The sequence below is a fragment of the Corallococcus sp. M7 genome, assembly GCF_054512695.1.
Genome location: NZ_CM137252.1, coordinates 9,580,929 through 9,606,929, shown reverse-complemented (window position 1 = coordinate 9,606,929; position 26,001 = coordinate 9,580,929). Strand labels below are relative to the sequence as shown.

General features: G+C 70.7%; 26 protein-coding genes. 23 read left to right on the top strand and 3 right to left on the bottom strand.

The window, feature by feature from the left end; all coding sequences use genetic code 11:
- Positions 1 to 8: 8 nt before the first annotated feature.
- Genes ACX114_RS38745 through ACX114_RS38735 form a run of 3 tightly spaced genes read left to right on the top strand, consistent with a single transcriptional unit; the run spans position 9 to position 3,588 of the window.
- On the top strand, positions 9 to 488 hold the full coding sequence (locus ACX114_RS38745) for an RNA polymerase sigma factor (RefSeq protein WP_014400585.1): 480 nt from the start codon (positions 9 to 11) through the stop codon (positions 486 to 488).
- Entirely contained in the window at positions 485 to 1,324 is an 840-nt protein-coding gene (locus ACX114_RS38740) for an ActD-like protein (protein WP_459292903.1), read from the top strand. Before ACX114_RS38745 ends, ACX114_RS38740 begins: the two co-directional genes overlap by 4 nt.
- A complete protein-coding gene (locus tag ACX114_RS38735) occupies positions 1,321 to 3,588 on the top strand; it encodes a caspase family protein (RefSeq protein WP_459292901.1) in 2,268 nt (755 codons plus the stop codon). The genes ACX114_RS38740 and ACX114_RS38735 overlap by 4 nt, the downstream gene beginning before the upstream one ends.
- A 45-nt stretch (positions 3,589 to 3,633) precedes the next feature.
- Here the strand turns inward: ACX114_RS38735 and ACX114_RS38730 are convergent, their stop codons facing one another.
- Positions 3,634 to 4,137 (bottom strand): DUF6748 domain-containing protein, encoded by a 504-nt coding sequence (locus ACX114_RS38730; protein WP_459292899.1) that lies wholly within the window; start codon positions 4,135 to 4,137, stop codon positions 3,634 to 3,636.
- Between the two features lie 264 nt (positions 4,138 to 4,401).
- Between ACX114_RS38730 and dnaN the strand changes: the two genes are divergently transcribed.
- The 7 genes from dnaN (at position 4,402) to recF (ending at position 10,883) form a co-directional block, all read left to right on the top strand.
- On the top strand, positions 4,402 to 5,508 hold the full coding sequence (gene dnaN / locus ACX114_RS38725; protein WP_459292897.1) for a DNA polymerase III subunit beta: 1,107 nt from the start codon (positions 4,402 to 4,404) through the stop codon (positions 5,506 to 5,508).
- 112 nt (positions 5,509 to 5,620) lie between these two features.
- Complete coding sequence (locus tag ACX114_RS38720; protein WP_459292895.1) at positions 5,621 to 6,844, top strand: hypothetical protein; 1,224 nt, start codon at positions 5,621 to 5,623, stop codon at positions 6,842 to 6,844.
- Between the two features lie 80 nt (positions 6,845 to 6,924).
- On the top strand, positions 6,925 to 7,632 hold the full coding sequence (locus tag ACX114_RS38715; protein WP_459292893.1) for a hypothetical protein: 708 nt from the start codon (positions 6,925 to 6,927) through the stop codon (positions 7,630 to 7,632).
- Positions 7,633 to 7,711: 79 nt separating this feature from the next.
- The gene (locus ACX114_RS38710) at positions 7,712 to 8,296 is read left to right on the top strand and encodes a hypothetical protein (protein ID WP_459300394.1); all 585 of its coding nucleotides are present in this window, start codon (positions 7,712 to 7,714) and stop codon (positions 8,294 to 8,296) included.
- The gene (locus ACX114_RS38705; RefSeq protein ID WP_459292891.1) at positions 8,293 to 9,201 is read left to right on the top strand and encodes a type VI immunity family protein; all 909 of its coding nucleotides are present in this window, start codon (positions 8,293 to 8,295) and stop codon (positions 9,199 to 9,201) included. Before ACX114_RS38710 ends, ACX114_RS38705 begins: the two co-directional genes overlap by 4 nt.
- Before the next feature lie 8 nt (positions 9,202 to 9,209).
- Positions 9,210 to 9,653 (top strand): hypothetical protein, encoded by a 444-nt coding sequence (locus tag ACX114_RS38700; protein WP_459292889.1) that lies wholly within the window; start codon positions 9,210 to 9,212, stop codon positions 9,651 to 9,653.
- 99 nt (positions 9,654 to 9,752) lie between these two features.
- Entirely contained in the window at positions 9,753 to 10,883 is a 1,131-nt protein-coding gene (gene recF / locus ACX114_RS38695) for a DNA replication/repair protein RecF (protein WP_459292887.1), read from the top strand.
- Here the strand turns inward: recF and ACX114_RS38690 are convergent.
- A complete protein-coding gene (locus ACX114_RS38690; protein WP_459292885.1) occupies positions 10,880 to 11,260 on the bottom strand; it encodes a hypothetical protein in 381 nt (126 codons plus the stop codon). The two genes, recF and ACX114_RS38690, sit on opposite strands and share 4 nt — an antisense overlap.
- A gap of 235 nt (positions 11,261 to 11,495) precedes the next feature.
- On the opposite strand from ACX114_RS38690, the gene ACX114_RS38685 reads away from it, so the two are divergent.
- The 12 genes from ACX114_RS38685 to ACX114_RS38630 all read left to right on the top strand — a co-directional run bounded on the left by ACX114_RS38685 (position 11,496) and on the right by ACX114_RS38630 (position 24,622).
- Positions 11,496 to 12,002, top strand: coding sequence for a hypothetical protein (locus ACX114_RS38685; protein ID WP_459292883.1), 507 nt, complete (start codon positions 11,496 to 11,498; stop codon positions 12,000 to 12,002).
- Entirely contained in the window at positions 11,999 to 12,793 is a 795-nt protein-coding gene (locus ACX114_RS38680) for an MlaE family ABC transporter permease (RefSeq protein ID WP_459292881.1), read from the top strand. The genes ACX114_RS38685 and ACX114_RS38680 overlap by 4 nt, the downstream gene beginning before the upstream one ends.
- Before the next feature lie 13 nt (positions 12,794 to 12,806).
- A complete protein-coding gene (locus ACX114_RS38675) occupies positions 12,807 to 13,637 on the top strand; it encodes an ABC transporter ATP-binding protein (RefSeq protein ID WP_014400569.1) in 831 nt (276 codons plus the stop codon).
- Positions 13,634 to 14,818, top strand: coding sequence for an MlaD family protein (locus ACX114_RS38670; protein ID WP_459292880.1), 1,185 nt, complete (start codon positions 13,634 to 13,636; stop codon positions 14,816 to 14,818). Before ACX114_RS38675 ends, ACX114_RS38670 begins: the two co-directional genes overlap by 4 nt.
- Before the next feature lie 196 nt (positions 14,819 to 15,014).
- On the top strand, positions 15,015 to 15,920 hold the full coding sequence (locus ACX114_RS38665; protein WP_459292879.1) for a zinc metalloprotease: 906 nt from the start codon (positions 15,015 to 15,017) through the stop codon (positions 15,918 to 15,920).
- Positions 15,921 to 16,148: 228 nt separating this feature from the next.
- Positions 16,149 to 17,051, top strand: coding sequence for a zinc metalloprotease (locus ACX114_RS38660; RefSeq protein ID WP_459292878.1), 903 nt, complete (start codon positions 16,149 to 16,151; stop codon positions 17,049 to 17,051).
- A 158-nt stretch (positions 17,052 to 17,209) separates the two neighbouring features.
- Complete coding sequence (locus ACX114_RS38655; protein WP_459292877.1) at positions 17,210 to 18,373, top strand: pyridoxal-phosphate-dependent aminotransferase family protein; 1,164 nt, start codon at positions 17,210 to 17,212, stop codon at positions 18,371 to 18,373.
- 273 nt (positions 18,374 to 18,646) lie between these two features.
- A complete protein-coding gene (locus ACX114_RS38650) occupies positions 18,647 to 19,276 on the top strand; it encodes a DUF2378 family protein (RefSeq protein ID WP_459292876.1) in 630 nt (209 codons plus the stop codon).
- A 230-nt stretch (positions 19,277 to 19,506) separates the two neighbouring features.
- Positions 19,507 to 21,135, top strand: coding sequence for a sensor histidine kinase (locus tag ACX114_RS38645; protein ID WP_459292874.1), 1,629 nt, complete (start codon positions 19,507 to 19,509; stop codon positions 21,133 to 21,135).
- Entirely contained in the window at positions 21,132 to 21,509 is a 378-nt protein-coding gene (locus ACX114_RS38640; protein WP_459292872.1) for a response regulator, read from the top strand. The genes ACX114_RS38645 and ACX114_RS38640 overlap by 4 nt, the downstream gene beginning before the upstream one ends.
- A 108-nt stretch (positions 21,510 to 21,617) precedes the next feature.
- Complete coding sequence (locus tag ACX114_RS38635; RefSeq protein ID WP_459292870.1) at positions 21,618 to 23,798, top strand: cation:proton antiporter domain-containing protein; 2,181 nt, start codon at positions 21,618 to 21,620, stop codon at positions 23,796 to 23,798.
- Positions 23,799 to 23,803: 5 nt separating this feature from the next.
- Positions 23,804 to 24,622, top strand: a complete 819-nt coding sequence (locus tag ACX114_RS38630) for a helix-turn-helix domain-containing protein (RefSeq protein ID WP_459292868.1) — start codon at positions 23,804 to 23,806, stop codon at positions 24,620 to 24,622.
- Between the two features lie 12 nt (positions 24,623 to 24,634).
- Here ACX114_RS38630 and ACX114_RS38625 read toward each other — a convergent pair whose 3' ends face one another.
- The gene (locus tag ACX114_RS38625; protein WP_459292866.1) at positions 24,635 to 25,402 is read right to left on the bottom strand and encodes a GNAT family N-acetyltransferase; all 768 of its coding nucleotides are present in this window, start codon (positions 25,400 to 25,402) and stop codon (positions 24,635 to 24,637) included.
- 109 nt (positions 25,403 to 25,511) lie between these two features.
- Between ACX114_RS38625 and ACX114_RS38620 the strand changes: the two genes are divergently transcribed.
- Entirely contained in the window at positions 25,512 to 25,967 is a 456-nt protein-coding gene (locus tag ACX114_RS38620) for a hypothetical protein (RefSeq protein ID WP_206786897.1), read from the top strand.
- Positions 25,968 to 26,001: the final 34 nt, after the last annotated feature.

Genomic DNA, 26,001 nt, shown 5'->3' with positions numbered 1-26,001 from the left:
CGCGTGCGGTGTCCGTCGATGTGGAGGCCTATTACCGACGCTATGGCCCCCAGGTGCTCCGGCGCTGCCGCTTCCTGCTGCGCGACGAGGAACAGGCCGTGGACGCCATGCATGACGTGTTCGTTCAACTGCTGCGCTACCAGGCCGCGCTGAAGGACGCCGGGCCCTCCAGCCTGCTGCATCAGATCGCCACCCGCGTGTGCCTCAACCGCCTTCGCGGCGCGAAGCGGCGCCCCGAGGACCGCGATGATGAGCTGGTCCTGAAGATCGCCGCCTCCGGCGACACCGAGGCGCGCACCGCCGCCCGGGGCCTGCTGGACCGCCTCTTCGGGCGCGTCCCCGCGTCCAGCCGCGACATCGCCGTGCTCCACCTGGTGGACGGCATGACGCTGGAGGAGACCGCCCGCGAGGTGGGCCTGTCCGTGTCCGGAGTGCGCAAGCGCCTCCGGGCCCTGTCCGCTGTCCTGCAGGAGCTGGAGGCCGCATGACGTCCCCCCACCGCACCCCGGACTGGCTGCTGGAGCGAATCGTCCTGGGAGAGCTGCCCCCGGCGGAGCTCGCCGCCGCCCGCGACCGCCTGTCCCGCGAACCCGACGGCCCCGCCCGCCTCGCCGCCCTGGAGGCGGACTCGCGCGCCACCCTGGAGGCCCTGCCCCCCGACCGCGTCGCCCGCGAGGTGAAGGCCCGCTTCGCTCGCGCCGACCCGCCCGCCGTGTCCCGCGCCGAGGCCACGCCATCGCGCCCTTCCTGGCGCTTCCTGCCCGCCCTGGTGCCGGTGCTCGCCGCCGCGACGCTCGTCGTCCTCGTGCGGCCGGGGGATTCGTCCCAGGGGCAGGAGGCGCGCGACCCGTGGTCGGGGACGGGCACCCCCGGCGTCCTGGAGCCCACGCGCAGCAAGGGGCTCCAGCCCCGGCTCGACGTGCACCGCCAGGCCGGCCCCCGCACCGAGCGCCTCACCGACGGCGCCCCCGCCCAGGCCGGTGACGTGGTCCAGCTCTCGTACACCGCCGCCGGCCACGCCCACGGCGTCATCCTCTCGGTGGACGGCCGGGGCACCGTCACCCCGCACCTGCCCGCGTCGGGCGACACCTCCGCGCCCCTGGAGCGCGGCGGCACGCACCTCTTGCCCCGCGCCTACGAGCTGGATGACGCCCCCGGCTTCGAGCGGTTCTTCCTCGTCACCTCGGACAGCCCCTTCGAACTGGAGGGGGTGATGGCCGCCGCGCGCGTGCTCGCCGCCTCCCCCGAGGCGCGCACCGCGCCGCTGACCCTGCCCACGGGCCTGGGGCAGACCTCCTTCCTGCTGGAGAAGCCCTCCCCATGAGAGCGCTCGTCATCCTCCTGGTCGCGCTGGGCGCGGCCACCCCCGCCCCCGCCGCCGAAACCGCCGCCGTGCGCCGGCTGGCCCTGCTCGTGGGCGTCAACGACGGCGGCCCGGAGCGCGTGCGGCTGCGCTACGCGGAGACCGACGCGAAGGCCTTCTCCACGGTGCTGTCGGAGCTGGGCGGCGTGCTGCCCCAGGACCGCGTGCTCCTCACGGACGTGGACCGCGCGGGCGTGCTCGCCGGCTTCGACCGCGTGCGCCGCCTGGCGGAGGGCGTCCGCACGGCGGGGGCCCGCCGCGTGGAGGTGCTGCTGTACTACTCCGGCCACTCGGACGACGAAGGGCTGCTGCTCAAGGGCCAGCGCCTGGACTACGGCGAACTGCGCCGCTCGCTGGAGGGGCTGCCCGCGGACGTGCGCATTGCCGTATTGGACTCCTGCGCGTCCGGCGCGTTCGCGCGCAAGAAGGGCGGCGTGTCGCGGCCCGCGTTCCTGGTGGACTCCGGCATCCAGGTGAAGGGCCACGCCATCCTCACCTCGTCCAGCGCGGACGAGGCGTCGCAGGAGTCGGACCGGCTGGGCGGCTCGTTCTTCACGCACCACCTGCTGTCCGGCCTGCGCGGCGCCGCGGACGTCACCCACGACGGCCGCGTCACCCTCACGGAGGCCTACCAGTTCGCCTTCCACGAAACGCTCGCGCGCACCGAGCGCACGCAGGGCGGCGCGCAGCACCCCAACTACGACATCGAGCTCGCGGGCACCGGCGACCTGGTGATGACCGACCTGCGCGCCACCACCGCGGGTCTGGTCCTCACCGAGCCGCTGGAGGGCCGCCTGTACGTGCGCGACGCGGTGGGCACGCTGGTGGTGGAGGTGCAGAAGCAGTCCGGCCGCGCCACCGAGCTGGGCCTGGCCCCCGGCATCTACCGCGCCCGGCGCGAGTGGGACGGCGGCGTGTCCGAAGCGGCCTTCACGCTGAAGGAGGGCATGCGCACGCCGCTGGCCCCCGGTGACTTCCTGGGCGTGGGCCACGAGGCCACCGTGATGCGCGGCGGTGGCGGTGGCAGCGCGCCGCTGTCCCCCCAGGGCCGGCAGATGCTGCCGGTGAACCTGAGCCTGGTGCCGTCGATGAGCACCAACACGCTGCGGGCGGGGCGCGCGCAGGTGGAGAACCGCTTCGCGCTGGGCGTCGTCAACGGCGGCGCGGCGCTGGGCGGCGGGCTGGCGCTGGGGCTCGCGGGCAACGTGTACGACGCGGAGGTCTCCGGCCTGGCCATGGCGCTGGGCTTCAACACGTCCGGCCGCGAGGTGAGCGGCGCGCAGCTGTCCCTGATCACCAACGTGGCGGGCGGCCCGGTGGTCGGCGCCCAGGCGTCGCTGGGGCTCAACGTGGCCAACGGCGACGTGGACGGCGTGGGGCAACTGGCCCTGGGCGCCAACGTCGCGCGCGGCGCGCTGGGCGGCGTGCAGGCGGCGCTGGGCGTCAATGTCACGACCTCGGACGCCACCGGGATGCAGCTGTCACTGGGTGTCAATCACGCCAACGGCACGATGAAGGGCGTGCAGTTCTCGCTGGGCCACAACTCCGTGGCGACGGCCGCGCGGGGCATCCAGGGGTCGGTGCTGCTCAACCGCGCTCCGTCCCTCACCGGCATGCAGCTGGGGTTGATCAACGTGGGCGGTGACGTGTCCGGCATGCAGCTGGGGTTGATCAACGTCGCGGACACGGTGCACGGCATGCAGCTGGGCCTGGTCAACGTCTCCGACGAGGTGAACGGCGTGCCGGTGGGCCTGGTCTCCTACGAGAAGAAGGGCCAGCTGCACCTGGAGCTGTTCGGCAGCGACGTGCAGCTCACCAACCTGGCGCTGAAGTTCGGCGGCAAGCACGTCTACACGACGCTGCTCGCGGGCATCGGCCCGGACGACCGCTTCCAGCGCTTCAGCCTGGGCGTGGGCCTGGGCGGGCACATCCCGCTGGGCTCGCGCTTCTGGGTGGACGTGGACGTCGCGGCCAGCCAGGTGCTGTCCACGCGAGACCCGTTCTCCAGCGCGTCCAACAACCTGCTGTCCCAGGCGCGCGCCATGCTGGGCTTCCAGGTGATGCCCCGGCTGGCCGTGTTCGCCGGCCCCACCTACAACGTGGCGTTCACCTGGGGAGAGCCGGAGTTCGCGAAGCTGACGACGCTGCCGGTGCGCTCGCACTCCATCGGCACGGACACGCGCATGCAGCGCTGGCCGGGCTTCCAGGTGGGTGTGCGGCTCTGAGCTTCGCTCGGGACCGCGAAGGACGCGGTCCCGGTGGGCGGGGGCTCAGCCGACGACGCGGGTGGCGCGCAGGACGATGGCGTCGCCCGCCGGGCCGGCCTTGAGCCGCTTGTCCAGCGAGCCCTCCACCTTGAGGCCGGGGCCGCCCTTGGAGGCGCGCTGCATGAGCTCCCCCAGCTTCGCGTCGTCCCCGCCGGTGACGGCGCTCAGGTCGATCTCGTGGAGGGTCTGGAGCTTCTTGTCCGGCGCGTCCGCGCTGAACAGGTCGTAGTGGTCGCAGGGCGGCGCGAAGCAGCGCTTCCCGTTGTCCTTGATGATGTAGACGGTGCTGGTGGTCATGGTGGCGTCTCCGGGTGAGGGGGTGGGGGCGGCCGTGCCGGGCTCGTTGGCGGCGCCCGCGGGGGCGTTCACGTCGGTCCGCTTCAGGTCGGCGGGGGCCTCCGCGCCGGACATGTCGCTGGACGGCTGCGCGGTGGGGGAGGACGGCGTGCTGCACGCCACCGGGCCGAGCACGAGCACGGCGGACAGGATCAGGGAGCGGGCGTTCATGGCGGACTCCGGAAGGAGGACGGGGTGCCCTCCTTCAACGCGGGAGGAGCACGGCCGGGTCCACTCTGCCCGGCCGCGCGCCCGCCCACCAGGGCAACAGGGGCCTTTTTCCTCCATGTCCCACCTGGACACCCGGACAGTCCGGAACCGGGCGGAGCATGCCCATAAAGGGGTGCCAAGACGGTGGAAGGGGCTATCCGTTCGTTGTACACCCGCGCCCCAAGAGATCGGCCTCCGGGGCCGTGACCTGTAAGGACGCCCACGATGGAATTCCGCATCGCCGCCGACGAGCTGAAGAAGGCCCTCTACCGCGCCCAGGGCATCGTGGAGCGCAAGACGACGATGCCCATCCTCGCCAACGTGCTCCTCACGGCGAACAAGGGCAGCGTCACGGTCACGGCCTTCGACCTGGACATCGGCATCGTGTCCGAGCACCAGGCGGATGTGGCCAAGCCGGGCGCCGTCACGCTGAGCGCGAAGTACGTCTTCGACATCGTCCAGAACCTCCCGGACGCGGAGGTCACGCTCAAGAAGCTGGCGAACAACTACGTCGACATCTCCTCCGGCTCCGCGCACTTCAAGATCGTCGGCATGGCCGCCGAGGAGTACCCGAAGCTGCCCAAGGAGGAGAACGCTCCGCTGGTGCAGATCTCCGGCAACGTGCTGCTGGAGATGATCAAGAAGACCCAGTTCGCCATCTCCAGCGACGAGACGCGCTACATCCTCAACGGCGTCTTCTTCGAGCCGCAGCAGAGCGGCAAGGTCCGCATGGTGGCCACGGACGGCCACCGGCTGTCGCTCATCGAGCGCGAGATGTCCGGCGACTTCAAGCTCAAGAGCGGCGTCATCATCCCGCGCAAGGGCCTGATGGAGCTCAAGCGCCTGCTGGACGAGGCCCCGGACGCGGAGTGCCACCTGGGGTTCGCGGAGAACTCGGCGCTGTTCAAGAAGCCGGGCCTCACCATGGTGATGCGCCTCATCGACGGGCAGTTCCCGGAGTACCAGCGCGTCATCCCCAAGGAGGGCGAGAAGGTCGTCCTCGTCCCGAAGGTGCGCCTGCTGGAGGGCCTCAAGCGCATCGCGCTGTTGTCCGCGGACAAGAGCAACGCCATCCGCATCGGCCTGGAGAAGGGCAAGCTGCTCATCACCGCCAGCAACCCGGACCTGGGTGAAGCGCGCGACGCGCTGGACGTGGACTACAAGGGCAACGACATCACCATCGGCTTCAACGCCCGCTACCTCATGGACGTCCTGGGCGTGACGGAGACGGACGAGGTCAGCTTCGAGCTGGGTGACGAGCACAGCCCGGGCGTGCTGCACGGCCCCGGCGACCGCAGCTTCACGGCCGTGGTCATGCCCATGCGCGTCTGAGCCGACGCAGTCGTCCAACTTCCCACGTCGGCGGGCTGGCACCGTTCCAAGTCCGACGCTCCGCGCCATGGGGAGGCCTGCGCCCGGCGCGGGGGGCCCTTATGATGAGGGCGTGGCCACCCGTCCAGACGACCTGAGAGCGCGGCTGGAGGACCGAGCGGACCTCCTGGAGGCCACGCGCCTGCGCTACCGCGCGCTCAAGGGCGTACTGGAGTCCTTCTTCTGGAAGGACCGGATCCGCAACCACTTCGAATTGCTGCGCGAGGTGGCCGCCGACCAGCCGGAGGTGGACGCGACGCTGGCCGCCATGCGGCGCCGCGTGGAGGCGGAGGGCTGGCCCCACAACGCCGCCCCTGTCCGGTTGATGCACGAGGTGGAGCGCCTGCGCGAGGCGGTGGAGCGCGCGGCCGAGCGGCGGCTGTCCGCCAGTACCTCTCAGGCTTCCAACGACGCGGAGGAGGACGACGGGCCCGCGACGTTGGGAGAGCGGCTGCTGCGCCTGGAGACGGAGGTGCTGGACGCGGCGCCATTCCTGGGCGGCCGTGTCTGGGCCCAGGCGGTGGAGCTGTTGCCGCGCAACCTGCCGGAGCTGCGCGCCGCGTGCGCCGCGGGCGAGGTCTTCGAGCGCGTGTTCAAGCGCCCGGTGACGGAAGGGGCGCCGGCCTTCTCCGACGATGAAGCGCGGGAGCTGGCGCGGGCGCTGCCGCTGGGCGCCGCCGCGCTGGTGGCGCTGTGGGAGCGGCTGGAGCGCTACGACAGCCGGGGACGGGTGAAGGACTTCCTCCAGCGGCGCATGCGCCGGGCGCCGACGCGGGTGGCGCGCAGCGGGCCGGAGCTGCTGCTGCACGCGGCCTTCTGGCACGACGTGGCGCGGGTGCGGGTGCGCGCGGTGCTGGAGGCGGAGCTGGCGCCGGTGGTGCCGCGCGAGTCGGAGCTGCCCGCGCTGTTGTCCTGGCGGGCCGCGCTGTCGGAGGACCCGGCGCTGCGGCTGTCCGCGCGGAGCATCTTCACGGAAGGGCGTGCGGGGCTGGTGGAGACGGCGGCGGCGCTGGCGGCCCTGTCTCGCGAGCGGCCCCGGGGCGCGTGGAATGAAGAGGTGGCGTGGTCTCGGCTGGAGCAGGCCGCGCAGCGGGCGCGCACGGAGGAGGGGCCGGAGGCGGAGGCCCTGCGGGACGCCCTGCGCCTCTTCGTGATGCTGCGAGGCCAGGCGCGCACGCCCGCGCGGCTGTTCTCTCCGGAGCACGCGAAGCCCGCGGGGGGCGACGTGGCGAAGAACAGGGACCTGGTGGCGCTGGTCCAGGCGGCGCGTCACGCGGCGCTGCGGCAGGGCGGCTGAAGACAGACACCGGTTTGGGAGCGGTGGAAGGCGTCTGTTAGGTTGGGCGGCTGATCTCATTCCCGGTCGGAATCCTGCCCATGACCCAGCTTGTTCCTCCGCCGGCCGCCGACGCGGCGCCGATCCAGTCCGACCGCGCCGGGTCCCCAGTGACGAAGTGCACTGGCTGCCAGTGCGCCATCCGGAACGACTACTACGAGGTGAACCAGCGCCGGGTGTGCCCCGCGTGCCGCGAGGAGATGGAGGCGGCGACGAAGGGTGGCTCGAAGTCGAAGCGCTTCCTGACGGCGTTGAAGTATGGCGTTGGCGCGGCCCTCGCGGGCGCGTTCGTCTACTGGGGCGTGGGGCTGGCGGGCATCAACATCGGCTTCAGCGCCATCCTGTCGGGGTGGTTGGTGGGGACGGCGGTGTTCATGGGGTCGGAGCGGCGCGGAGGCGGCGGCTACCAGGCGCTGGCGGTGGTGCTGACGTACCTGTCGGTATCCGCGGCGCTGTCACCGGAGTTGTTCAAGGCGTTGAAGGATCAGGAGGACTTCAGGGCCTTCCACGCGGCGTCGCACTCGCTGGATTCCTCGAAGGTGGAGCCGCCGGATGAGGTGGCCCAGGCGTTCACCGCGCTGGTGAAGACCGTGGGGTTCGCTCCGGCCATGCCGGTGGCCATGGGCGTGGATCAGCCGCTGTCGGGGATCAGTTACGGTGTTGCCCTGTTCGTGGCGTGGTTCCGCAACCGGAAGGCGAAGCTGAGCATCGCGGGGCCGTTCAAGCTGCTGGAGACGCCGTCCAAGTGAGGGCGAAGCTGTGTGCGGCCGTGGCGTTGCTCACACGGCCTCCGCCCTGGTCCAGGTCGCCCCGGTCATCCTCGGCTTGATGCAGCAGGACCACAGCGCGGATGAGTTGGAGGAACGACTCGCGGAGTGCGCCGTCCAGGCCGAGCGTCCGGGCAACGCGCGTTTCTTCGAAAACCGTCCGCCGACACGGCAGGAGTGCCGCGAGGTGGTGGGACGCGACCGCTGTGGCAACCCCATCACCCGGGCCATGCAGCTCGGAAAGCAGAAGCACGTCCTGGTCCTCCAGTGCGCGGAGGAGGTGCTCAAGGAACTCTGGGCCGCGCCCTACAGCATCGAGCAGCGCTATCGCTACTATCCGAACGCCCGATTCGTGGAGACGATCAGCCGGGAGAAGGAGGCGCGGATGCTTGCCGAGGGCTGCACCGATGAGCTCCGGGGCACGATCAAGCCGGACCTTGTGCTTCATGCGGACCGCAATCTGCTCGAGTCCGCGCTCACCCTGGATTTCAAGTTCCCCTGCCCTGAGAGCAACGAACCGCAGTGGACCCTCTACGGAGAGAGCAGTCCCTATAAGGGACAAACCCAAGAACAGATCTACCAGGAGGCGCTCGGAGGGAAAGCTCTGCTCGTTTCTCCTCAGACTGGAGTAGTGCCCCGGCGATGAGCGAGAACTTCCCTTCCCTTCGTCTTCATTACAGGGGTGGCGCGGTCGCGGCCCGCGACGGTGTCGTGGTCTCATTCTTCATCCCCCACGACCACAGCATTGTGGCGCAGGCGTGCTGGCGGGCCTTGCAGACCTACGTTCAAGCCATCCCACCCCAGTCGTTGAACTGGTACGGCGCGGACGATGGGGATGTCCTCGAGCTGGATGAGGACGGATGGGAAGTCATTCGCAAACGGATGGTGGATCGACCCTCCCGCCTGGCCTGGCACGTCAGCTTGTCCGACCTGGATGGGGGGACTGGAGGATACCAGTTCGAGTACCACAGCAATCGGATCCAACGCCCGCTCTGCATTGGGTCCTCCACCGCGATGTCCTTCACCGTCCCAACGGAGTTCCTCCTGGAGCAGGGACCCCAGCGGATGCGGACCCTGGTGTTGGAGTTGGCTCGGGAACTGCCGTTTCATTTCGGCTACGCGAGCTTCGCCCTTGCCTCTCGACAGGGCTCCTGGGCCGCAGGGGACTGGAAGGTCCTGGAGAAATACTCCGCGCGCTATCTGGGGGTGGACCTGCCCGCTGTCGAAAGCCTCGGTTACGTCATCGGGACCCACGCCCTTGGCGCGCACTGGCTCACCTTCCTGGGCCCACCACTGCTGGACCGGATGGGTGGCACCGAAGCCGTGCGGCAGGCACTGCCGTTCCCGGAGGTCTCCCTCCTCCCCATGGAACAGGAACGTCTACTGGTCACCCTGAGCGAATGGCCCCAGGCCATCGACATCGAGCAGGAACCCGTTCCACCCCAGTACCGTGCACTGGCCTGCTTCCTGAAACCCTTCATGTACACGTCAGGAGAGGACGCCGGGATCGGGAACTACCTGGACCGATGGCGGCGGCGACTCTGTCCATGAGCGTTCCAATGACAGCACTCAGCGCCGAGTCCCGGCTCCGAAGGTTGCTCCGGGTCTTCAGCCAGACCGGAGGCGAAGGGCAATGGACACGCCCGTTCGACAACCTCCCCGTGGAGGCACGGGCCTATCTCCTGGAACGCGCCGCACTGGCGGCGGACGAACTGCCGGTGCTCGCCTTCTTCCGGGGACCCGAGCAGTGGCTCCTCGTCAGCACCGAGCGCATCCTGTTGAGCCAGCAGGAGCACGGCTTCCGGTCCATTCCCTGGCGCGACCTGGAGAACGCCACGACGGACGCGGCGCACCTCCAGGCCTCGGGCAGCAAGCTGTCCCTGAGCCGGCTCCGGCTCCAGTTCCGGAACGCCGGAGACATCGAGGTCGACGTCGAACCCGGCCCCCCGTTCTTCGGGCTCTGGAACGTCTTGAAGACCCTTGCCGTCCTCCGCCGGGAGTGAGCGCTCCCGCGCCCACCAGCCAGGCGTCACCCGCTGAATCCCGCGCCCCGCCGGCCGCCGCATCTGTAGTACGAAGGTCGGCCCCTTCACGGTGACGCTGTGCGCCTCCTCTCGCTCCAGGTCCAGGACTTCCGCAACCTCCCGACGGTGCAGCTCGCACCCAGCCCCCACTCGACCATCGCCGTGGGCCAGAACGGGCAGGGGAAGACCAACCTCCTGGAGGCGCTCTACTTCCTCGCCACCCTCAAGCCCCTGCGCGCTGGACGCCTCTCCGAGCTCGTCCGCTGGGGCTCCCAGGCCGCTCGCGTCACCGGCCGCTTCCTCCTCAAGGGCGCCGAGCGCGAAATCTCCGTCGAGGTCGGCGGTGGCACCCGCCAGGCCCTCGTGGACGGCAAGAAGGCCGCCAGCCTCGAGGACTACTTCGGCGGCGTCTCCGTCGTCGCCTTCACCCCCGATGACCTGGAGGTCATCAAGGGCGGTCCCGACGCGCGCCGCGCCTTCCTCGACCGCGCCGTCTTCAACCGCTTCCCCGCCTTCCTCAAGGAGAGCCGCGAGTACGCCCGCGCCCTCAAGAACCGCAACCGCCTGCTCCGGGAAGGCGCCACCGTCGACGCCGCGTACCTCGACGCGTACGACGAGACGCTCGCCCGCGCGGGCGCACGCCTCTACGCCCGCCGCCGCGCCCTGATGGCCGAGCTCGCGCCCCGCGCCCAGGCCACCTTCGCGTCCATCGGCCGCACCGCCGACCCCGCTGTCTACGGCTACCACCCCGCGCACCTCGGCGCCGACTTCGCCCACGCCGACGAGGCCGCGCTCGCCTCCGCCCTGCGCGAGGCCCTCTCCGCGCGCCTGCGCCGCGACCTGGACCGCGGCTTCACCTCCGTGGGCCCGCACGTGGACGACGTGTCCGTGACGCTGGGCGGCCGCAGCGCGCGCGCCTACGCGAGCCAGGGGCAGCAGCGCGCCCTGGTGCTCGGTTGGAAGATTGCCGAGATTGAAAACCTGGAGGCCGCCATGGGCTTCCTCCCCCTGCTGCTCCTGGATGACGTCTCCAGCGAGCTGGACCCCGAGCGCAATGCCTATCTCATGGGCTACCTCGCCCGGAGCGGCGCGCAGGTCTTCCTCACCACCACCGACGCGGGGCTCGTGAGAGCCGCCGCCGCCAGTGACACCCTCTGGCTCACCGTCCACGCGGGACAGGTGGCCACCGAGTCCCCGTCACAACCCTAGTGCACCCGCCGCCGGTGCCAGGGCCAGTGCACCGACCGGCGCGTGTGGTGGGGCAACTCCTGCCGCGTCACGTGCCCGAAGTACTCGAAGCGGAACTCCGCCCAGAGCAACCCGAACGCCACCGCGAACAGGAACACCGCCAGCGTCAGCCACCACACGGTGCCCGTCGCCAGCGCGGCGATGAACAACACCCCCAGCACCGCCGCCACCCCCAGCGACACGTCCCGCAGGCGCTTCGACTCGCTGAACGCCATCCCCATGGCCAACATGGAGAGCGCCAGGAGCGGCCACGCCAGCCAGTACGACGTGCGTGCGTACAGGTTGGCAATCGACAGCAGGAACAACCCGAATCCGAATATCGCCAGTCCGCCGTCCATCGAATCCTCCTCGTGAGAATCCCCCGGCTCCCGGCTGAAGATGCGCCCTCCGCAAGGCCGGGGGCACCCCGCCTCTTCCTTCCGTCCGGAGCCCGATCAGGGCGGCGGGCCCTCGGCGGGCGCGCGTCCGTGAGCCAACGTTCGCTCCGACGAAGTTCTTGCGGACCTGACGGGCGTGCACCATGACCATGCCCGCCGTCCCACCGGGCGGACCCGGGACGAACGAAATGGTGCCATGTCGCGCTTGCTGCTGACGCTCGTGCTGTCCACCCTCCTCGCGGGGTGCCACCGCGCGACGTTCGAGGACTCGGTGCTCCAGAAGTCCGACGTGAAGTACCGCGTCGGCCCGCTGGCCAACAACGTCTGGGAGCGCCGCGGCTTCGACGACAACGACCTGGCCTTCGTGGAGCGCGGCGACACCGGCCGCGTCATCGCCACCAACGCCACCTGCCGGGACCATGACGACCCGTCCCTCCAGGTCCTCACGAAGCACCTGCTCATGGGCTTCACCGAGCGCCAGGACCTGGGCCAGCGCACCTTCACCCTGGACGGCCGCGAAGCCCTCAGAAGCCGCTACGTCGCGAAGCTCGACGGCGTGCCCATCTCCCTGGAGCTGGTGGTGGTGAAGAAGGACAACTGCGTGTTCGACTTCAGCTACGTCGCCCCCGTGGGCACCGCCGACGCGCGCATGGCGGACTTCGAGAGCCTCTTCCAGGGCTTCCACGCGGAGCGCCAGCGATGATGCCCGAGGCGAAGCTCTTCGCCGGCGGCCCCACCATCAAGGAGCGCCTGCGCGAGCGCATGGAGTCCCTGGGTGCCCTGTCCGTGATGACGGGCCAGGTGTTCAGCCGCGCGGTGCGCCCTCCCTACGACTGGGCCGGCCTCATCTTCCACACCGAGTCCCTGGGCGTGCGCTCGCTGCCCATCGCGCTGCTCACCGCGACGTTCGCCGGGCTCGTCATCTCCCTGCAGTTCGGCTACTTCCTCGCGCGCTTCGGCGTGCAGTACACCGTGGGCCGCGTGGTCATCCTCACGCTGTTCCGGGAGCTGGCCCCCGTGCTCACCGCCCTCACCGTGGGCGCGCGCATCGGGTCCGGCATCGCCGCGGAGCTGGGCTCCATGACCGTGACGGAGCAGGTGGACGCCATCCGCGCGCTGGGCGCGGATCCGCTGCGCAAGCTGGTGGTGCCGCGCGTGTTCGCGTGCCTCATCGTGCTGCCGGTGCTCACCGTGTTCTCGGACGTGGTGGGCCTGGTGGCGGGGGCGCTGGTGGTGAAGTCCCAGTACGGCATCTCCCTGGACCAGTTCTCCCAGGGCGCGCTGGACGCCGTGCTGATGGGCGACTTCGTCTCCGGCGTCATCAAGGGCGCCGTGTTCGGGCTCATCATCGGCCTGGTGGGGTGCTTCAAGGGGCTGGCGGTGGAGGGCGGCACGGAGGGCGTGGGCCGCGCCACCACGCAGACGGTGGCCATCACCTCCGTCACCGTGTGCCTGGCGGACTTCTTCATCACGAAAATCACGCTCTACTTCTGAAGCCGCCCGCACCATGCGCAAGGCCCGCCACCACCACCGAGACCCCGCAGTCCCGTTCAGCTTCCGCAAGCCCACGCCGGGCGAGGAGCTCATCCGCTTCGACGGGCTCATCAAACAGTTCGGCGCCAAGCGCATCTACGACGGCGTGGACCTGGACGTGCGCGCCGGGGAGACGCTGGTGGTGCTGGGCGGCTCCGGCGTGGGCAAGAGCGTGCTGCTCAAGTGCCTCATCGGCCTCTTGCACCCGGACGGCGGCAGCATCCTGTTCGAAGGCTACGACCTGGCGAAGTTCTCCGAGGAGCAGTTCCTGGAGGTCCGCAAGCACGTGGCCATGGTGTTCCAGGGCGCGGCGCTGTTCGACTCGCTCAGCGTGGCGGACAACGTGGCGTACCCGCTGCGCGAGCACTTCCCCACCATGTCCCGCGCGGAAATCCAGAAGCGCGTGGCGGAGAAGCTGGAGCTGGTGGACCTGCCCAACACGGAGAAGCTGATGCCGTCGGACCTGTCCGGCGGCATGCGCAAGCGCGTGGGCCTGGCGCGCGCCATCGCCACGGAGCCGGAGGTCATCCTCTGGGACGAGCCCACGACGGGCCTGGACCCCGTCACCACGCAGACCATCAACGAGCTGATTGATTCGATGAAGCAGCGCCTGGGCGCCACGTCCATTGTCGTCACGCACGACATGGTGAGCGCCTTCGTGCTGGCGGATCGGATGGCCATGCTGGCCAACCGCAAAATCGTCCAGGTGGGCACCCCGGAGGAGATGCGCCGCTCCCAGGTGCCGGAGGTGCGCGCCTTCATCGACGCGCGCCGCCTGGAGCTGAACCCCCGGGGAACACCATGAGTCTCTTCACGTCGACCTCGAAGGAGAAGCGCCTGGCCGTACGCGCGGGCCTCTTCGTCGCCGTTGGCCTCGCCGTGGCTGGCGTCGTCGTCTTCTTCATCGGCCGCGAGTCCAATCTCTTTCAACGCCAGGTCATCTTCCACGCCTACTTCAACAGCGTGGATGGCCTGAGCGACCAGTCCCCCGTGTGGATTGGCGGCCTGAAGGTGGGCCGCGTGAACAGCGTGTCCTTCTCCCAGGACCTCAAGGACAGCCGCCTGATGGTGGAGCTCCAGGTGGCCAGCGCCTACGCGAACCGCATCCGCAAGGACTCCGTGGCCAGGCTCACCAGCATGGGCGTGCTGGGCGACAAGGCGGTGGACATCTCCCTGGGCAGCGCGGACCAGCCCCCCGTGGAGCCCGGCGGCGTCATCCAGTCCAGCAGCGGCGGGGACCTGTCCAAGCTGATGAGCAGCGCCAGCCGCGTGATGGAGAACTCCGTTGAAATCAGCGAGTCGCTCAAGGACGCGGTGAAGGTCTACGCGAACCCGGAGCTGTCGCGGGACCTGGCCAAGAGCGTCGCCTCGCTGCGCTCCATCATGGAGGAGGTGGAGAAGGGCAACGGCGCGCTGCACGCGCTCATCTACGACCCGCGCACGGGCCAGGAGGTGAACACGCTGCTCGCCAACGCGTCCGGCGCCGCGAAGCGCATGGACGGCGCCCTGGGCCACGTGGAGGCCATCCTGTCCGAGGTGCGCCGCGGCGACGGCACCGCGCACGCGCTCATCTACGGCCAGGACGGCGCGGTGGCCATGCGGGAGCTGGGCGAGGCCGCCGGCCAGCTCGCGGGCCTGCTGGAGGACGCGAAGAAGAGCCCCAACGGCGCCGTGCACCAGCTCGTCTACGGCGACGCCAAGGGCATGTTCGCGGACCTGGGCAGCGCCGCCGCGGACATCAAGACCATCACCGCCACCGTGGCCAAGGGCGACGGCACCCTGGGCGCGCTCGTCAACGACCCCACCGTCTACGACGACCTGCGCGAGGTGCTGGGCAACGTGAAGCGCAACCGCATCCTCCGCGCCCTGGTGCGTTTCTCCGTGAGCAACCGCGAGTCCCTGGAGCAGGTGGGAGCCCCCCAGACGGCGCCCACCCCGCTCACGCCCGTCCCGGACGGGGGCGACGCTCCCGCGCCGACGCCCTGAGCCGTCAGCGCGCGTCAGGGATTGCCGGAGTGCGAAACGCCTCCCGGGTGAAGAACAGACCCGGAGGCTTCACCCGGCGAGACATCCTACGGGTTCGTAAGGTTTTGCTTTGTTTCCATGACTGTCCGCGTATTGACGTGGAAGTCATTGGAATCGTATTCCCGCTCCCCCCTACTTTTCGAGGAGTTGGGAAACCATGCTTCGTCACGTCGCGCAGCGCAGCGGTCGATTCGCGGTGGTCGTTGGCACCCTGATGTCCCTGGTGGGCTGTAACAACAACGCCCCCACCACCGAGGAGCAGACTCCCGCTCCCGCGGAGGAGACCACCAACGCGCAGGCCATCCCGCACCGCGGCTGCGCGACCGTGGAGCCGTCCGCCGACGAGAAGCTGGAGATTGAAGCGGCGGTCGCGGCCCGTGGCGTGTCCGCGAAGCGCGCGGTGGGCTCCGTCAACGTGCCCGTGTACTTCCACGTCATCCGCCAGGGCACGGGCATCTCCAATGGCGACATCCCGGACTCGCAGATCACCGCGCAGATGAACGTGCTGAACGCGGCGTACGCGAACACCCCGTTCAAGTTCACGCTGGCCGGCACGGACCGCACCACCAACAGCACCTGGTTCAACCTGAACCAGGGCAGCAGCGCCGAGCGCTCCATGAAGTCCACCCTGCGCAAGGGCGGCAAGGAGTCGCTGAACATCTACACGGCGAAGCTGGGCGGCGGCCTGCTGGGCTGGGCGACCTTCCCCTCCAGCTACACCAGCAGCCCGTCCATGGACGGCGTGGTCATGCTGTACAGCAGCGTCCCCGGCGGCACGGCGTCCCCCTACAACCTGGGCGACACGGGCACGCACGAGGTGGGTCACTGGGTGGGCCTGTACCACACGTTCCAGGGCGGCTGCGCCAGCCCGGGTGACTCCGTCAGCGACACGCCGCCGGAGGCCTCGCCCGCGTACGGCTGCCCCGCGGGCCGTGACACCTGCTCCGGTGGCGGCGCGGACCCCATCTACAACTTCATGGACTACACCGACGACAGCTGCATGAACACCTTCACCGCCGGTCAGAGCGCCCGCGCGGACAGCCTCACCGCCACGTACCGCTAGAAAAATCACGCAGGGCTGTGGCCGTTTTTCCGATGCCGGGGTCCCCGTCCAGGGGGCTCCGGCATTTTCCATTTCCAGGCGGATTCACGGACAGGCCGTCTCCCGGCCCTGTGACGCTTGGTTTGTCTTCAGTGTTTTGCTGAGAGTTCAATTTTATCGCGTGATTTGACATACGCTGTTTCATCCGCGTATCACTGTTTCACCCCTTTCCTGAGGAGTTGGGAACCGATGCTTCGTCACATCGCGCAGCGCAGTGGCCGTATCGCGGTTGTCTTTGGCACGCTGATGTCCCTGGCGGGTTGCAGCAGCAGCGCCCCGACCACCGAGGAGCAGACTCCGGCTCCCACCGAAGAGACCAACGCCCAGGCCACCCCGCACCGCGGCTGTGCGACCGAGGAGCTGTCCGCCGACGAGAAGGCGGAGGTCGACGCGGCGATCGCGGCCCGCGGCGTGTCCGCGAAGCGCGCGGTGGGCTCGGTGAACGTGCCCGTGTACTTCCACGTCATCCGCGCCGGGACGGGCATCGCCAACGGCGACATCCCGGACTCGCAGATCACCGCGCAGATGAACGTGCTGAACGCGGCGTACGCGAACACCCCGTTCAAGTTCACGCTGGCCGGCACGGACCGCACCACGAACAGCCAGTGGTACAGCCTGCGCAGCGGCTCCGCCGCGGAGAAGAAGATGAAGGCCGCGCTGCGCAAGGGTGGCCCGGAGTCGCTGAACATCTACTCGGCGAACCTGGGCGGCGGCCTGCTGGGCTGGGCGACCTTCCCCTCCAGCTACACCAGCCAGCCCTCCATGGACGGCGTGGTCATCCTCTACAGCAGCGTCCCCGGCGGCACTGCGGTCCCGTACAACGAGGGTGACACGGGCACGCACGAGGTCGGCCACTGGCTGGGCCTGTACCACACGTTCCAGGGCGGTTGTAACAACCCGGGCGACTCCGTCAGCGACACGCCGCCGGAGGCCTCGCCCGCGTACGGCTGCCCCGCCAACCGCGACACCTGCGCCGGTGGCGGCGCGGACCCCATCTACAACTTCATGGACTACACCGACGACAACTGCATGAACACGTTCACCGCCGGCCAGGTGGCCCGCGCGGACAGCGTGACCGCGACGTACCGCTAGTCCAGAGCTTCGCTTCCTGAAGTCCATGACGCCGGAGTCCCCTCTGTACGGGGCTCCGGCGTCTCCTTTTTCCGGCGTGGACAAGCCGGGCACGCGCTGGCCACAGTGGGGGACCGCCCTCCGGCTGTCCGGAGGGGGCCTTCAGGAGGAGTGGCGCCGTGAGAGACCTGTTGATGATTCCCGGGCCGGTGGACGTGGACGCGGACGTGTTGCAGGCGCTGTCCGGGCCGGTACCCGGGCACCTGGACGCGGGCTTCATCGCCACCTTCGGCCGCGCCCTGAAGCGCCTGCGCGAGGTGTCGCTCGCCCCCGGCGCGCAGCCCTTCGTCGTCTCCGGCAGCGGCACCCTGGCCATGGAGCTCGCCGTGGCCAACCTCATCGAGCCCGGCGACCGCGCGCTGGTGGTGAACACCGGCTACTTCAGCGACCGCATGGCCCACATCCTGGAGCGCCACGGCGCGAAGGTGACGCACGTGCGCGCCGCCAGCGTGGGCAGCGCTCCGGACGTGGCCCAGGTGGAGGCGGAGCTGCGGAGCGGCGGCTTCAAGCTGATGACCGTCACCCACGTGGACACCTCCACCGCGGTGCTCGCGCCCGTGGAGCCGCTGGTGAAGGCCGCGCGCCAGCACAGCGTCCTGGCCGTGGTGGACGGCGTGTGCGCCACCGCCGGCGAGGCCTTCCAGCAGGACGCGTGGGGCGCGGACGTGTACCTCACCGCCAGCCAGAAGGCGGTGGGCGTGCCCCCGGGCCTGGCGCTCCTCACGGTGAGCCCTCGCGCCATCGCCGCGTGGAAGGCGCGCAAGGCGCCCGTCGCCAGCGTGTACGCGGACTGGGCGGAGTGGCTCCCGGTGATGGAGGCCTACGAGGCCGGCAAGCCCGCCTACTTCGCCACCCCGCCCACGTCCCTGGTGTGCGCGCTGGACGTCAGCCTGGGACAGATTCTCGCGGAGGGCATGGAGGCCCGCTTCGAGCGCCACCGCCGCATGGCCCGCGCCTTCCGCGCCGCCTGGAGCGCGCTGGGCCTCAAGCTCGTCCCCACGTCCGAAGCCGTGGCCGCCAACACCCTGAGCGCCGTGTACTACCCGGACGGCGTGGACGCGACGCTCGTGGGCCGCGTGAAGGCGCAGGGGGTGGCCATCGCCGGCGGCCTCCACCCTGAAATCAAGGCGCGCTACTTCCGTGTGGGCCACATGAACCGCGTCAGCCCCGGGGACGTGCTCGTCACCGTGGGCGCCATCGAGCGCGCCCTCCACGCCGCCGGCCACCGCGCCGCTGGCGCTGGAACCGCCGTCGCCGCCGCCCAGGCCGCCCTCTCCGGGTAGGGCCTGGAGTGAGGGCCCTGACCCCCAATTCTTTCTCAGGCCACAAGAAATCTCATCCGCGCTCCCATTAGATTTGTGTAAGCTGCTGGATAATGACAGGTACTTCCAGGCTTACGGGGATTTCTTGTCGTTTTGGCGGAATTGTGTGATTGGGCTGCACGGTGTGAGCGGGGCGTGGGCCCCGGCACCTGTGAGGGGGAAGGGCTGCGCTGGCGGATGGCACCACGAAACGGGGGGGCCGATTCCAGCGCCTGAGGTGGAAGTGAGGTCGGTATGGATCGCGGACCGGTGGAAGGTTCGACGAGGGCGGCGGGCTGGGCGGAGCAGTACGCGGCGTGGCACCTGACGGAGCGGTGCCTGGCCGCGACCCCGGAAGACGGGGCGCGCGGGATGTTCTTCCAGGGCGTGGTGGGGGTGGTGAACTTCCTCCAGGGCGAGGAGGCCGCGGCGAAGTGCCTGGCGGCGTCCGGGCTGAAGGAGCTGAACGCCGCGGAGCTGTACCCGGTGACGCGCTTCCTGGAGATGTCCGCCGAGGCGACGCGTCTGCTGCGCCCCCAACTGGGCGACTGGGAGCAGGCGCTGCGCTACATCGGGACGCAGGCCACGGTGGACTTCCTGGGCTCCATGTTCGGCCGGGACCTGATGCAGGCGGCCGGCCGCAACCCCCGGAAGATGCTGCATCACATGGTCGAGAACTACCGCGTCGCGGTGAGCTACGGCGAGCGCGGCGTCCTCTGGACGGGAGACCACAGCGCCCGCTTCGTGATGCGCCGGGACTTCATGCCCGCGCCGTACCACGAGGGCGTGCTCCAGGCGGCCCTGGAGGCCGTGGGCGCCCAGGATGTCCAGGTGCACGGGCGGCAGCTGTCCCTCCTGGACACCGAGTACGACGTTTCCTGGTAATCCGGGGCTGTTGCGCCCCGCGGCATCGGGTGCTGGCCTGGGGACGTTCACCAGCCAGCGCTCGGTGCTGAACGTCCGCCATTTCTCCCGCTGGCGTGACAGGGAGGGCCACTAGCATGTGCTGAAAGAGGCCCACACCCCACGGGAGGAGCAACGCGAATGGATGCAGCACGAGGCTCCCGGCCGGAGGGGCGATGTCAGGCCCCGGGGCTGACCGGCGGAGCCCGGGCATGACGCCCTTCCGGCTGTTGCTCGTGGAGGACAGCGTCAACGACGCGGCGCTGGTGACGGCGGAGCTGGAGCAGGCGGGCTACCTGCCCACGGCCCGGCGCGTGGAGACGCTGGAGGCGCTGCGGGACGCGCTGGCCCATGAGCCGTGGGACCTGGTGCTGTGCGACTACCGGCTGCCGCGCTTCACCGCGCTGGACGTGCTGTCGCTGCTGCACGCGCAGGGGCGGGACGTGCCCCTCATCGTCCTGTCCAGCCAGCTGAGCGAGGAGCAGGCCGTCACGCTGATGAAGGCGGGCGCGCGCGACTGCTTCTCCAAGGACCGGATGGCCCGGCTGGGCCCGGCGGTGGCGCGCGAGCTGGAGGAGACGCGCGTGCGGCGCGAGCGCGCGCGGGCAGACGTGGACCGCGACATCCTGTCCAGGGCCAGCGACCTGCTCACCGCGTCCCTGGAGCAGGCGGCGCGGTTGGACCAACTGGTGCAGCTGATGGTGCCCCGGGTGGCGGACTGGTGCGCCTTCTTCCTCCAGGATCCGGACCAGGGCGGCCTGAGGCTGGTGGCGCTGGCGCACCCGGACGCGGAGCGGCGCGCCCACGCCTGGAAGCTGGACCAGCGCTTCCCGCTGGACCCCCAGGCCGCGGCGGGTCCCGCGCACGTGCTGCGCACCGGCCAGCCGGAGTTCATGCCGGACGTGCGCCGGCGCCCGGAGCCCATCACCAGGGACGTGGCGCACCAGCGCGCCATCGAGGGGCTGGGGCTGCGCTCGGTGGTGAACGTGGCCCTGCCCGGCAACGAGGGCCGGCTGGGCGTGCTGTCCATGGGCACGCTGGGGGAGCGCACGCTCGCGCCGGTGGACCTGTCGCTGGCGCAGGAGCTGGCGCGCAGGACGGGGCTGGTGCTGGAGAACGCGCGGCTCTTCCAGGAGGCGCGCGAGGCGGTGCGCCTGCGCGACGAGTTCCTCACCGTGGCCGCGCACGAGCTGCGCACGCCGCTCACCACGCTGCGGCTTCAACTGGGCACGCTCCTGCAGCGCTCGGAGTCGCACAGGCTGGAGCCGGAGGTCGTCACGCGCCTGGAGCGCAGCGTGCGCCAGGTGCGCCGGTTGGGCACGCTGGTGGAGGGGCTCTTGGACGTGTCGCAGCTGTCCAGCGGCGAGCTGTCGCTGATGCCCGAGCGATTCGACCTGGAGGAGCTGGTCTCCGAGGTGCTGGAGCGCTACCAGGCCGAGGCCCGCGCGGCCGGGTGCGAGCTGCGCCAGTCCCCCCGCCGCGGGCTGTGGGGGACGTGGGACCGGCTCCGGGTGGACCAGGCGGTGGCGGCGTTGATATCCAACGCGCTCAAGTTCGGTCCGGGCCGGCCGGTGGAGGTGGACGTGGGGCGGGAAGGGGGCTTCGCGCGCATCCAGGTGCGCGACCGGGGCATCGGCGTGCCCGTGGACCAGGTGGAGCGCATCTTCGAGCGCTTCGGCCGCGCGGTCAGCTCGCATTCGTATGGGGGCCTGGGGCTGGGGCTCTACCTGGCCCGCCGCGCCGCGGAGGCGCACGGCGGACGGGCCTGGGCGGAGCCCGCCTCGGGAGAGGGCGCGCGCTTCACGCTGGAGCTGCCGCTGGAGAAGGAGACGCGCGAGTGAGTCGGCCGGTGTTGGTGGTGGATGACGACACGGACCTGCGGGAGGCGCTGGAGGAGGTGCTGCGCGACGCGGGCTACACCGTGTTCGGCGCGGGCAACGGCCTTCAGGCGCTGGAGGTGCTCCGCCGGGAGCCGGTGCCGCCGTCCCTGGTCCTGCTGGACATGATGATGCCGGTGATGGACGGCGCCACCTTCGGCCGGCAGATGCGCCAGGTGGAGGCGTGGCGGGACATCCCCGTGCTCGTCTTCTCCGCCTCCGCCAACGCGCGCCAGGTCGCCGAGGAGATGGGCGCCTGCGGCTACCTGCGCAAGCCGGTGGACGTGGAGACGCTCCTCAAGGCCGTGGCGGCCAACAAGGCCCCCGAAGCCGCCTGACACCCAGCGTATGTCCTGCCTTGGCGCCGCCCGTGCGCGCCCGGGTTGACGCTGCGCGAGACGCCCTGGTAAGTGCATCCTTAACACTTTCCCAGCGAGGCCTGTCCGATGAATCCCCACATGCTCGCCCAGCTCCTGGTCCAGCTCATCGTCATCATCGCGGTGTCCCGGTTGATCGGCCGGGGCGCGCGCTGGATAGGCCAGCCCCTGGTCATCGCGGAGGTGGTGGCGGGCATCGCGCTGGGCCCGTCGCTCCTGGGCTGGCTGGCGCCTGGCGCCATGCACTGGCTGTTCCCGCCGGAGTCCATGCCGTTCCTGAAGATGCTGGCCGAGGTCGGCCTGGTGCTCTTCATGTTCCTCATTGGCCTGGAGCTGGACCCCAAGCTCTTGAAGGGGCGGGGCCACGCGTCGGTGGCCATCAGCCACTCCAGCATCATCGCCCCGTTCGCGCTGGGCGCGGCGGCGGGCGCGCTGTGGCTGTACAAGTCGCTGTCCAGCCCGGACGTGCCGTTCTCCTCGTTCGTGCTGTTCATGGGCGTGTCCATGAGCATCACGGCCTTCCCGGTGCTGGCGCGCATCCTCACCGAGCGCGGGCTCATGCAGTCGAAGCTGGGCGCCATCGCCATCGCGTGCGCGGCGGTGGATGACGTGACGGCGTGGTGCATCCTGGCGTTCGTGGTGTCGCTGGTGCGCGCGTCGGACCTGGCGCAGGCGGGGCTCACCACGGTGTTCGCGCTGCTCTACATCGGCTTCATGCTGCTGCTGGTGAAGCCGTTCCTCGCCCGGCTGGGCGCGCGCGTGGCCAACCGCGAGGGGCTCACCCAGAACGTGGTGGCCATCACCCTGGTGATGCTGCTCGGCTCCGCGTGGACCACCGAGTACATCGGCATCCACTCGCTCTTTGGCGCCTTCATGTTCGGCGCGGTGATTCCCAAGGAGGGCGGGCTGGCGGCGGCGCTGGCGGAGAAGCTGGAGGACGTGGCCGTCGTGCTGCTCTTGCCCGTGTTCTTCGCCTTCAGCGGCCTGCGCACGCAGATGGGCCTCCTGGACACGCCGGAGGCGTGGCTCACGTGCGGCGCCATCATCCTGCTGGCGTGCCTGGGCAAGTTCGGCGGCAGCGCGGTGGCCGCGCGCCTCACGGGCCTGCGGTGGCGGGAGGCGGGCGCCATCGGCATCCTGATGAACACGCGCGGCCTGATGGAGCTCATCGTGCTCAACCTGGGCCTGGACCTGGGCGTCATCTCGCCCACGCTCTTCACGATGATGGTCATCATGGCGCTGGTCACGACCTTCATGACCACGCCGCTCTTGCGCCTGATGTACTCGCCGGAGGAGCAGGCGCGGGAGAAGCTGGTGCAGGTGTCGGAGCCGGCGCTGGCCCCGTCCGCGTACACGGTGCTCCTGTGCGTGTCGCACGGGCAGGCCGGCCCGGGCATGGCGGTGCTGTCGCGCGCGCTGTCGGGCGAGCGCAACGAGGCGAGCCTCTACGCGCTGCACCTGCTGTCCCCGGAGCGCTCGCTCAAGGCCCGCGCGGAGGAGGCGCTGGACCCCACCGCCGCGTCCGGCGGCGCGCTGGCGCCCCTGGTGGGACGCGCGGAGAAGCTGGGGCTGTCCGTGCGCACGCTGTCGTTCGTGTCCTCCGAGCCCGCGCGGGACATCTGCCGCACGGCGCAGGCCAAGCGCGCGGACCTGGTGCTGCTGGGCTGGCACAAGCCGCTCTTCAGCCAGACGGTGCTGGGCGGCACCGTGCACGAGGTGATGCAGGAGGCGGGCGGCACGGTGGCGGTGCTGGTGGACCGCGGCCTGTCGCAGGTGCGCCGGGTGCTGGTGCCCTTCGTGGGCAGCCGGCATGACCGCGCGGCGCTGGGCCTGGCGCGGCGGCTGGTGAAGCAGGCCGGCGCGGAGGTGACGGTGCTGCACGTGACGTCGCCCAGGGACTCGGGCTCGGGCGCGGGCCGCGCGCAGGTGGAGGAGCTGTTCCCCGCGGACGAGGGCGCCTCCGTGAGGCTCAAGGTGGTGCGCCACGCGTCGCCGGAGGACGCGGCGCTGGAAGAAGCGAAGGCGGGTTACGACCTCGTGGTGGTGGGCCTGGGGGCCGAATGGGGCCTGGAAGACCGGTTGTTCGGCGTGCAGCGCGAGCGAATCGTTCGCGACGCGCCCGCCTCGCTGCTGCTCGTGCATCACCCGGAGGCGGCGACGGTGCTGGCCCGCTCCCCGGAGCAGGCCCGGGCGCGGGAGACGGAGCCGGAGGCGAACCCGACGACGCAGCCGCTCGGCGCGCGGAGCTGACCGCCATGCACCTGGGAGCGACACTGCGGCTGCTGCGGGTGGATGCCGGATTGTCCCTGCGGGACCTGGCCCGGCGCATCGGCGTGTCGAGCGCGTACCTGAGCCGCGTGGAGAACGGCGTGGACGCGCCGCCCACGCAGGAGCGGCTGACGGCCATCGCCCGGGAACTGGACGTGCCCCCGGGGCTGCTCATGGACGTGGCCAACCGGGTGAGCCCGTACGTGGCGGGCTACCTGGAGGACGTCCCCGCGGCGGGGACGCTGATGCTGGACATCGCGCGCCGCAAGCTCACCGGCGCGCAATTGGCCCGCGTGCGGGCCTTCCTGGACGCGGAGTTCCCCCTGCGCGAGGTGCGCGGCGACGAGCCCGTGCCCCCGCTGGTGCCGCTCCTGAGCACGGAGCGGGTGGTGGTGCGGCTCTCCTGTAGCGACTACGAGGACGCGCTGGACGTGGCGGCTGGACGGCTGGCGGCGGCCCTGCCCGGCGTGGACGCGGCGGCGCTCGCGGAGGGGCTGCGCAAGCGCGAGGACGAAGTCCCCTCCCAGGTGGGCAACGGCGTGGCGGTGCCGCACGCGTTCGTCCCCGGCGCGGCCCCGCTGGCGGCGCTGGTGACGCTGGCCCGGCCCCTCAAGGTGGAGGCCCCGGACGGCCAGCCCCTGCGGCTGGTGGTGGCGCTGGTGGACGGCCACGTGGGGCGCGCGCGGCTGATGCGGCTGGCGCACGTGGCCCGGCTCGCCGGACGCGGGCTGGCGGATCGGCTCCTCGGCGTGGAGGAGCCGCAGCGGGTGTTGGAGACGCTGGAGGAGCTGGAGGCGCTGCGCTGAGTCCGCGCGGCGTCAGGGCCGCTTCAGGGCCTTGGGAGGGGGCACCCAGTGCTCCCAGGGACCGATGTCGCGGAAGCCCAGGTGCCGGTACACGCGCAGGCCCGCTGGGGTGGACTGGAGCACCATCGCGGTGCACCCGCGCTGGCGCGCCTGGGCGATGATGCCCCGCATCACCGCCGACGCGAGCCCCAGCCCCCGGGCCTCCGGGTGGGTGGCCACCAGGTACACGCCCGCCGTGTCCGCCACGTCCACCACCAGCCCGCAGGACAGCGCCCGGCCCTTCTCGCGCGCCACCACGGTGTGCACCGGCAGGCGGGGCGGCCGCTGCCACACGGAGAGGATGTCCCGCCACTCCGGGCCGTAGGTCTGGACGTTGATTTCGACCAGCTCGTTCAGGTCCTCCACGGGCTCCACCGGCACGCCGGGCGGCGCGTCCGGCAGCTCCTTCAGCCAGGCCCCCATGGCCACCACGGTGAAGTCCGGCCGGTAGCCCCTGGCGCCCAGCACGCGCGTCGCGTCCCGCTGCCCCGGTGTCAGGGTGACGCGCCACTGCGACAGCCCGTGCCCCCGGTAGAAGTCCGTGACGGCCGGCAGCGCGTCCGCCAGCGCGTCCGCGTCCGTGAAGAGGACCTGCTGGAAGTGCGCGTCCTGGTAGCCGGGCATCGCGAAGGCCTCCACTCCGGGGAGGCTCAGGTGGCGGAGCGGGCCGCGCTCCGCTTGCAGGCGTTTGAAGGCGATGAGGTTGGTGTGAAGTCGAGAGGTGAGTTCGGCATCCGTCATGCGTGCCGGCAGCCTATGCGCGGGGACGACGGCCAAAGAACAGCCCTGGAGGAAAGGACGCGCACACCGTGCGCCAGGGGGTTAGGTTTCATTCCTTTCGCCCGCCACCATGACCCCGCGCTTCTTCTCGTTCGATCCGCGTCCCACCCGAATCGCCCTCATCCTGGGCGCGTGCCTCCTGGCGGTCCTCACCGCGTGGGCCCTGGCGGATTACCGGGGCGGCGGCGGGCTGGTCGCCATGGCGCGGGCCGGCATCAGCGCGGGCCTGATGCTGACCTTCCTCGTCTCCGTCCACCGCCTGCGCCCCCGCGCGCAGTGGGGCATCACCCTGGACGCCGCGGGCGTGCGGGTGGCCCGCCCCTTCAGCGGCCAGCCGCTGGAGTTGCACTGGGGACAGATTGATTCCGTGCGCCGGGTCGGCCGCAAAGGGAGCGTGCTGGGCCTGTTCCTCAAGGAAGAGGGAAGGGTGCTCGTCACGCGACATCTTTTCGCCCGCAAGGCTGTTTATGAAGAGTTGATCGCGGCGCTGGAGGACCGTCTTCCGCCCTCGCGTTTTGACGCCTGATTCATGAATCTTTTCGCAGCCTTGCGTGGGCTCC